This is a genomic window from Candidatus Accumulibacter aalborgensis (assembly GCF_900089955.1).
Classification (GTDB): domain Bacteria; phylum Pseudomonadota; class Gammaproteobacteria; order Burkholderiales; family Rhodocyclaceae; genus Accumulibacter; species Accumulibacter aalborgensis.
The window spans coordinates 37871-47093 of record NZ_FLQX01000139.1; the positions used below are offsets into that span (position 1 = coordinate 37871).

Annotated in this window: 4 protein-coding genes and 2 pseudogenes; all 6 read right to left on the reverse strand. The window is 59.9% G+C overall.

From position 1 onward, the window contains the following. Positions 1 to 300 precede the first annotated feature (300 nt). Positions 301 to 2343 carry a protease Lon-related BREX system protein BrxL gene (gene brxL, locus ACCAA_RS16810; protein WP_186408404.1) on the reverse strand — a complete coding sequence of 681 codons (2043 nt, stop codon included), beginning with the start codon at positions 2341 to 2343 and terminating at the stop codon, positions 301 to 303. Positions 2344 to 2351: 8 nt separating this feature from the next. Further along, positions 2352 to 4964, reverse strand: coding sequence for a BREX-1 system phosphatase PglZ type A (gene pglZ / locus ACCAA_RS16815; RefSeq protein ID WP_186408412.1), 2613 nt, complete (start codon positions 4962 to 4964; stop codon positions 2352 to 2354). A 96-nt stretch (positions 4965 to 5060) separates the two neighbouring features. Beyond that, positions 5061 to 6528, reverse strand: a pseudogene (locus ACCAA_RS16820) (ATP-binding protein). A 136-nt stretch (positions 6529 to 6664) separates the two neighbouring features. After that, positions 6665 to 6889, reverse strand: coding sequence for a hypothetical protein (locus ACCAA_RS16825; RefSeq protein WP_186408405.1), 225 nt, complete (start codon positions 6887 to 6889; stop codon positions 6665 to 6667). Continuing rightward, positions 6870 to 7463 (reverse strand): ATPase, encoded by a 594-nt coding sequence (locus tag ACCAA_RS16830; protein ID WP_186408406.1) that lies wholly within the window; start codon positions 7461 to 7463, stop codon positions 6870 to 6872. Before ACCAA_RS16830 ends, ACCAA_RS16825 begins: the two co-directional genes overlap by 20 nt. Continuing rightward, positions 7456 to 9162 (reverse strand): annotated as a pseudogene (pglX, locus tag ACCAA_RS16835) (BREX-1 system adenine-specific DNA-methyltransferase PglX); the annotation flags it as partial. The pseudogene pglX and the gene ACCAA_RS16830, both read right to left, overlap by 8 nt. Positions 9163 to 9223: the final 61 nt, after the last annotated feature.

Sequence of the window (9223 nt, forward strand, 5' to 3'; positions counted from 1 at the left end):
GATTGTGTGCCATGATCGCTTCCGAGTAAGGAGTCCTTGACGCTCGTCGAGGTGCCTCATGATAACCGACTGAGCACCGCGACAGCGAGAAGGGTTTGGCTCTGGCCGCTGTTGAACATTCCTGACGCAGACCGTCCGCTTCTCCTGGCATGGATGTTGGAGTGTTTGCGGTCGGATACGCCGCTCCCTGTTCTTGAGTTGGTCGGCGATTCCCTGGTCAAGGCAGCGCAGACCGGAATAGACGTTGTCGAAATCAATGAACAAAGCGCTTTTAATGGACCGTTTTCCTCAAGACTCACCTCACTCGACCCCAATCGCCTTGAATACCGCATCCACTGGATCGGAATAGAAACTTGTCTGGAACTTGGCGAAGAGCTCCCCCGGAACACTCGGAATATCGCCAACGCTCGACATCGGCAACAGTATCTTTTTTGCCCCGGCGTCAAACGCAAGCTGCAAGCTTTCCGCAAGATTGCGCACCTGCACCACAGTTCCGCCAAGGCTCATATCGCCCATGATCGTCATCTGCGACTGAACCGGGCGGCCCAGCGCTGCCGAGCACAGTGCAATGAAGCTGGCAAGTGTGAATGACTGTGGCGCGCCGGCATTCTGCAGCTCGACAAGCTGAAGGTGGAAATCGTGTTCGCTCGGCTTGATCGATGCACTGATGCGTGAAGAGTTGGCCTTGAAGTAGTCGAAGGCCACGCGCACCGGCTCGCGCGGTGCAGCACCCGAGGCAGAGACTTTTCCCCCGCCGGCAATGGTTTGAATTTCAAGGCGGTAGATCCCCGGCATTTCGGAGGTACCCATGCTGATCGTGTGCAGCGCTCCCGGCGCGAGGCGGCCATCCGGAATCAGCGCACCGCTCGATTGTTCTGGAACGGAAACAAAACGCTCCTGGTTATCTTCAAGATCGATGTAGGAGAAGTGGACGTCGTAGAACTCCATGCCGCCGATCTTCTTGAGTTGCTCCTTCACGCGCCGGCGAGCTTCCAGCGCGTACTCAAGACACTTGCGCACGATCGTCTTGTCGTAATCGCCGGCAGGACAGATCAGCTTCAGAAGGCCCGACACCGTCCGGCGCACGGCAATGGTGTCGCGCTGATTCAGGTTGTTGCCGAGCTTGAACCACTTGTCGATGGCATCAGCAAAGTTGTACTTGCGCATTTCACGCAGGTACTCAGCGAGGTAATCGACGATCAGCCCGTACTGGTTCGTGAAAAACTCCGGACGCATTTTCGGGATTTCCCAGCCGGGCACATAGGCGTGGAAGCGGTCGAAGAACGCCGAGTCGATCATCACCTCGGGGAAGGGCCTGAACAGGTGGCTGGTCTTGACCAGCGACTCGACAGTCTGCCCTTGCGGGAGGTTGCCGACGAAGACCATCGCCGCGTTCGCGCTGATCGCCTCGCGTCCCCGCGAGAATGATCCGCTGGCCATGAAGTCCTTCATGATCTGGACGCCGTCCTGATCCTTGAAGTTGATTCCGGCCACCTCATCGAAGGCCACCACGTCCCACAGCCCGACCAGGCCCACCTTGCGCGCCGCCATGTGGTAGAACAGGTTGGCGACGGTGGTCTGCCCACCCGAGACCAGGATGCTGTTCGGGCTGATCTCCTTGTAGATGTGGCTCTTGCCCGTGCCGCGGGGGCCAAGTTCGCAGAAGTTGTAGTTGTTCTCGACCAGAGGAATCATCCGCGCCAGCAGATGCCACTTCACCCGATCCTTGAAGCAGGACGGCTCCATTCCCGTTGAACGGATCAGTGCATCAATCCAGAGTGCTTCCGTGAATGCCTTGCGCCCTTCAAACAGGCCCGGCATGTCCATGTTGGGCATCTGTATCGGTTTGAGGTCGCTGACCAGGAAAGGCGACCCCTTCTGGTTCTCCTCGAATCGGTAGTGGAGCGTGACGATGCACCAGATGCCGCCAACCAGCAGCTTCTCGAACTGGCGAACGTAGGCATCGGAAATCTCCGCATTCTTGACCCCGAGATTGGAGAGCAGCGCCTCATAGACATCGCGCTTTTCATTCAGCTTGACCGTCACCTTGTCGATGACCTTGTAACTGCCGCTCTCGCGGATTTTCGACTTGACCTTCTCGGCCTCGTCTGGCCGAACGTAGTTCTCGCTGAGAATCCGCTTTACATTGACCAGTCCGGCATCGATGGTCGCCTGATCGTCGGACGCGCAGTACATCCCGAGCAGGTATTCCAGGACGTAAACGGGAACGTTGGCGCCTTCCTTGATGAGCTTGGTCAGATCCTTGCGCACCACTTTGCCGGCGAATTGCCGATTCAGCAGGGCATCGAGATTGCGGTCGTTCTCGGGGAGTTGTTCAGTCATGATCGGTTCTAGAAGTCGTTGGCAAAGGCCAGGTCCACCTTGACCGGAATCCGGACCACTTCGACCCTGGTTTGCGTGTCACGGGCAATCAGGAAATGGTCTTTGCTCTTGTCGTATTGACCGGACTTGATGGTCAGGATCACCGAGCGCTTACGTTCGTCCATCAGCCCGGAACTGCTGTCGAAAGTCAGCGACTGCTCGTCGCTGATCATGGTCTCGCCGTCACGCAGAGAGACCAATACCGATCTGGCCAAGACCCGCTCCGAAACGGCTTCGGTCTGGATGAATTCGAAGCGCTGCTTGTTGGTGACCACCTTGTTCGACGAGCCCAGCAAGCTGAATTCGACCGCGCGCGTCCTGGCCGACTGGTGCTCGCTCTCGCGCAGGGTGATCACCGGGATGACAATCTCCTGCGGCATGGCGCTGCCGTGAACGAAGCGTGCGCCGCCGGCAAAGTGAAAGCGAGCCGCTCCTTTGGGCACCCAGAAATCCATGCTGCCTTCACCCGCTGTCGTCCCCGCCGTGACGGCCGTGTTGCCACACCACGCCTGACTGCTCTCGCCAAGCCCTTGCCCGAGCAGATAGCGCTTCTTCGCTCGTAGCGTTCCCGCCGGCTTGTCACTGAGCGTCGATTTATCGGCCTTGTCGAGCGCCGACTCCTGGTAAAGAAAGCCGTGATCGGCGGTGATCAACACCAGTGACGCATTGAGGCCATTGACGATAAAGGTCGCGAGCTGATTCAGTTCCGCCAGCGTCTGGGCAACGGCGTCGAAGGTCTGCCCCTCCGAGCCTTGTTTGTCCCCGAGCATGTCGATCCTGTCGTGATAGACGTAGATCACGCGATGATCGCGAACAAACTCCCGGCCCTTGTCCTTGCCCATGGACAGCAGCTCATCGGCCTTGACGGCAACCCCCTGATATCTGCCCAGATGTGCGCTGCGCTGCTCAAGCGTCGAAACCACGGCGGCGTCGGCGATCACGTCGAGATTGCTGTTCGTCCTGTAGGCCAGCGTGTGGTGCGGCAACAGCGACGCCATGCCGAGCGCGGTGTAGCTGGGAAGCACGCCAAGCATGGGCGTCAGCGCCGCCTTGAAGCGGCTCTTGCCATTGATGTCGCGAACCAGTTCCTCCGCCGCCTCGTAGCGGAACGCGTCGGAGATGACCACAAATACCCGGCGGATCCCCGCATCCAGATGCGCCATGACGTGCGTTTCGAAAAAGTCCGGCTGATTGACCCAGCCAGCGACCTGCCAGCTCGACAACAGGCCGTCCTTGCCCTCCAGCACCTTGCTCCAGGCAGACCCCAACTGCGGAACAAACCAGCCCGAATAGGCGCTCTCGATGCGCTGACGAAGCTCATGCAGCAAGGCCCAGCCCATCGGCTCGACGCCATCGGCGGCATGGTTGATCTGGCGATAGAGTTGATCGAAGCGGAACAACTCGCTCTGGTACGCCGCCAACCCGGCCTCGGCGTTGGCGAAACCAAAGCCGGCGTTGAACCGCTCTTTCAACTCGAAGAAAGCAGCCGCGGCTTCCAGCGCGTCGTAGCACGATGCCAGCGCGCGAGTCGTGGCGCTGGAATGCGCCAGCAGCTTGTTGGCCCAATGGCCGTCGCGACGACGCGCGATCAGTCCACGCAAAGTATCCATGTCGGCGCCGGCACCGGCGATGATGCGGCCCTTGATGTCCTGGATGATGCGCCGCTCGACTTCCTCGAAAGTCATCGTTTCCGCCAATGATTCAGCGGCCAGCCCGGCAATCACCTTGCTCAAGCCCAGTTCGCGAGCCACCGTGCCCGACAAGGCATCGTAGCTGGCAAAGTGCTGCATGTGCGAGCGCCAGCCCGCGACAAAGACCGAGGCATTCGCCGCGCGTGCCTGGTCACCGATGACAAAATGCGACAACTGCGCCGGACAAGCACCGCGGACGGTCCGCGAAAGATCCGTCACCAGGATCCGGAACAGGAAGTCCCGCAGTGTCGGCGCGGCATCGCCATATCCCATTTCCTGCTCAACCAGGACCCAGAACGAATCGATCAGGTCGTTGGCGACGATGTCGGAGCACGCTTTCGGTTCGGCATCGAGATTGGCGACGCCGTCCTGCACCAGCGCAGAAAAAAGGCGCAGGAGGATGGCAGCGAGATCGGCTTGCTCGGCCTTTGCCAATACCGCGATCATCTTGCGATCGAGATCTTCGGCGCCATCGTTGGGCGCAACCCAGCGCTTGAGGCGCTCGACGCGGTCCTTGGACTTCAAGAACTTGGCGCGCTCCTTGAGATGCGCTCGCAGTTGCTGCGAGGCCAGGCCGAGGTCCTCCAGCACGATAGACGCGTTGTCAGCGTGGAAGCTCTTGCTGCGCAGCCGGATGTCCAGCAGCCAGTCGTCGGCAAGCTCAGGGACCGGTTTGGCGCTGTAGAGGAGGAAGCTGGCCTGCGGCGCGGCGCGCTCCACTTGGAGCTTGATCGACAAGGCCGGCAGATCGTCGACATAGAGCAGTTCGACGCCGTCGGGCAAGAGATTCCTGACCGAGAAAGAGAATTCCCCGTCGGCGTCGTGCCAGAAGACAATCGAATGACTGGAGAACGCGGTGCTGAGCGCGTCGGTGATGCGTTGCTCGCTCATCGGATTGCCGCCGTGAAGTGCCATAGCCGGGAATCATCGGGGGCAACAGCAGAGCATTTGTGCAACAGGCTGTTGCACAAATCGGTGTCGGTAGCCTCATTCATTAGCTCGTCCCTTCGGTTCAAGCGGAGCGCGTCCACTGCGATACGCTGGCGCAATCAGGCGGTATTTCTGGGTAGGACTTCTTGGCGATTCGGGCTGGGTCATTTCAACCAGGCCAGCGTTCAGCGCTGGCCGCAGATAGTTCGCAGAGAACGTCGGTCGATGCTGCAACGCCAAACGCTCCATCGCCTCGCGCGTGCTGAGCGGCCCTTGCTTCAGGCATTCAAGGAAGCGTGTTACTTGCTCGCTTACTTGCTCGGTTACTTGCTCGGTTACTTGCTCGGTTACTTGTACCGGGCGGATCGCTTCGGCCAGATGCACCACCACGCGCACGCGCATTCCCACTTCAATGATTTGTGGTTCCGGCAAACCCTGCTCCTCGGCTTCCCGGAAGATCCGCGGTACCCCGCTGCCCCACTGCTCGATCAGATTCAGTTCACGGAACACACGGGCGATGACGTGGTTGCGGATCTTCGAAACACCCTGACGCATGTCGGCCACTGTCATGCCGGGCAGAAGGATGCCGGGGCTCTCGATTTCAATACGGTCGTCAAAAAAAGCGAGGCGGATGGGTGCGCCTCGCTGCGAATAATCGGCATGCACCAGGGCGTTGATCACGGCCTCCCGCAACAGGAGCAGCGGAATGCTCCAGACATCCTTGCGGCGCACCTCCGTAAAATCGGCACCGCGCATCGCGTGCTTTTTCAAAAACAGCATGATGTGATCCACGGCTGTCGGCAAATGCTCATGAACGTCGACGTGGTCAAAGATTTCGGCCTTGTCCGTGCCGACAAAACGACCGCACTGAACCCAGGCATCGGAGAAATGCTGCGTCCGTTCCTTGCCAAACAGCAGTACGGCGCCCTTGGTCGGCACAAGATGACCCTGATACGGGGTTCACCAGCTTGAGCGTTCGCAGCGCTTGCTCGCCCTGCCTGTTCAGTCCAGGAAAGAGCTGCCGGGCCGCCTCCATGTCGAGATCCTTCAGACTCAAGTCCGGCATCGGCATCTCATCAAAAGCCACACCCTCGACCGACCGCCGCAGTTCGCCGATCAGCGCCGCATCAGCCTGGCGACTGGTCGACCCCAGGCGGACATAGACGCCTGATTCAGCGCCCTCGGATTTAAGCCAGTGCGGCCGGGAACCGCTGACAAAAACGTCTATCAGGAGCAGCGTCTTGCCCTCCACCGTCAGCAGTTCCACATTGGGGACCAGTCGCGGCGCGATGCTGTCGGCAATCAGACTGCACAGACGTTCCTCCTCATCGAGCGGATTTTCGACGCCGACAATGCTACGGTCGTCACCAATGCCGACAAACAAGCGACCCCCGGCGGTATTGGCAAACGCCACCAGCGTCTTGAGCAAAGGCCTCGGTGACGACAAATCGCGTTTGAACTCCAGCGTCTTGCCTTCAGGGTGAGTCAGTAGTTCCTCCAGCGTGCTTGATCGATGCGCAGTCATCACTCGCCCCTCCTGTTACAGCCTTCGCCTTCGCCTCCGCCAGCGGATCCCCGAACTCGCCGTCGGCGTCGTGCCAAAGAGACCATCGAATGACTGGAAAACGCCGTGGTGAGCGCGTCGGTGATGCGTTGCTGGCTCATGAAGCAGTATGGTCCTCAGCCTTCACCGCGACGGCGCTCCCGCCATCATCGCGATCCCGATCAGTGACGATGCGACCGCCAATCGAATAATGGTTCGGGATACCCAGCGACTGGTTGAGCACCTGGGCACGATGCGCGGCGACGTTGCCGATGGCAAGCATCTGCACCGCGCGGCGAAAGACTTCTGGATCGGTCACCGGATCAAAGAGTGGATTGTTCACGATGTTCCTCCAGAGAAAGCAAGAAGGCGGCGAAGGAATCCGGCGCGGCCTCGGAGACTTGCTCGAACTGCCCAATGGCCAACAGTTCGAAACCCTCACGCGAATTCGAAAACAACTGCCAGTTGTCCGCCAGGCGGCGGTAATGCTGCCAAAACAAGCTGCGTGCGCGACCAAAACGGCGGCGTATGTCTTCGACGGGAACATGATGTCCGCCACGAGCCACACGTTCCTGAATCCGAGCCACGCACAAATCAGCGCTGTCGAGCGTCACAAACACCAGGCTGACCTCGTATCCACGCTCACGCGCCCGAGAAATATGGCGACCAAGGGCCTTGCCCGCCAGTGTCGATTCCACCACGCAGGATTCACCCGCCTCAATCAACGCCGATAGCCTGCGCACAAACAGCTTGCCCGCTTCAACGCGCACGCTCAAGGGATCGGCCGGTGCCAATGTTGACGCGAGTGCATCAGCACCGAGATAGGGAATGGCAAAACGGGTGACGAACTCTTCGGCAAACGTGGTCTTGCCGCTCCCGTTAGGCCCGCCAACGATGACGAGGCGCCGCTCAGTCATCGTTCGCACCTCCCGTCACCGCCTTCACCTCCGCCAGCAGATCACCGAATCTACCGTAGTTCACCTTCACGCCATCATCGAGATCAAGAGTGATGCGCATGTCGGCGTAGTGGCGGAGCTTTTCGTCGTAGGCGAGCAGTTCGACGTGTTTCTTTTTCAGCGACTCGATGTGCTTGGCGATCTTGTTGCGGGCAGCGGTTGAGCTGCTTGCGTCGCGGTCCTTTTCCAGCATTTCGATGCGCGACTGCATCTTGCCGGTGAGCGGGACGACGTATTCGGCGCGCATGCGGGCGAGCGTGCCTTCGTGATAGCGGTGCAGGTACACGAGCGCCTCGAAGGCACCCTGTTTGCCGCTGGAAAACAGCCAGTAAATCGGGCGCTTTTTGTAGGTTTGGAGGTGGTCCTTGAAGAACTTGTCGGCGAGGTAGCGGCGGATGGCCTCGACGGGGGCTTCGCTGGCCTTGGCGCCGAGGTTGTCGGCGAGGAAGGCCATGTTCTGGTCGAGCTTCTCGGCACCCCAGGTGGCGAGCAGGAATTCGCGCACGCGGTTGGCGGCGTCGTCCTCGAACCAGAGCTCGTCGGTGACGGGCACGATGCCGTCGGCGTCGGCGGGGAAGGTCTGGTAGCGCGTGGCGTCGAAGCCGACGTTGCCGGCGTGGGCGTAGATCAGGCCGGGCGCGTCCAGGCTGTAGCGGCCCATCAGGCAGCCGATGGCGTAGGAGACCAGCTCCTCCATGCTGTCCTGGCGGAAGCGGGTCCATTGCTCGTCCTCGGTGAGCTTGCCGCCGTAGCGGTAGGCGGGGTTTACCGTCAGGGTGATCTGCTCGATCGGGACGTCGGGGGTGAGTTCGTCCCCCAGACCGTAGGCGTCGATGAAGAGGCGGTTGTTCTCCTCTTCGAGGCGCTTCATCTCGGCGATGGTGGTACGGTTCTGGGTGATCCAGGTCGCGTAGCTTGATTCGAGGGTTGGGGTGGGGTCGGAGGAGGCTGTCAGGATGGGGAGCGATTGGAAATCCCAGGAGCGTTCGTAGACGTTCCAGTCTTCGCTGGCGACATCGCCACATCGAGCTGACCTGCTCTCAATTTCCCTTTGTACGGCCACCAACTCGTCGCGCGGTGGAAGAGGAATAGATGCGATGTCACCCGGATTGGCGTGCAAAGTCGGATTTATTACACCCAGCCATACGGGTGCCACCGAGGAGCACAGCAGGGCGTTCAAGAGGAGCAGGTTGTCTGGACTTGAGTAAACCGCACCACCAACGGTGCTAGCGATGAATCCGATCCCACAGTACCGCGCCCCGAAGGTGTTTGGGGTCGCGATGTCAGACCAGGTCATGCACTCCTGGAAGTAGAACTCCTCGCTGCGAATCTCTTTTGAATAATGTGCGCCGTCGTACCTATCGGAAATGAAGGATTTGAGTGCAGCTCCCCCATTTGCCCAGTCAAGGACGTGATGACAGTTCCCGAACCACTTCCTGAATGGGCCTCCTTTCAGGAGTGGAAACCAGGTCCGTCTTGAGTTCTGCGCATCTTCGTTGCTCACGCAGCGAAGCTCAACCTCAAAGATATCTACTTCGAACCAGTACCTAACCCAGCGCGCATCGTCGCACGTCGCTAAGCCCTTCCGGACTTCCGCAGCGGACGCCAGCTGCTCTGATTGCTCAAGGATCCGAATCATTGCCGGAGACGCCCAGTATGCGCTGAGCCTCCGACATACTTGACTCCGTCGGCCGCGAGCGCTATCCTTTGGGCATGCGTCT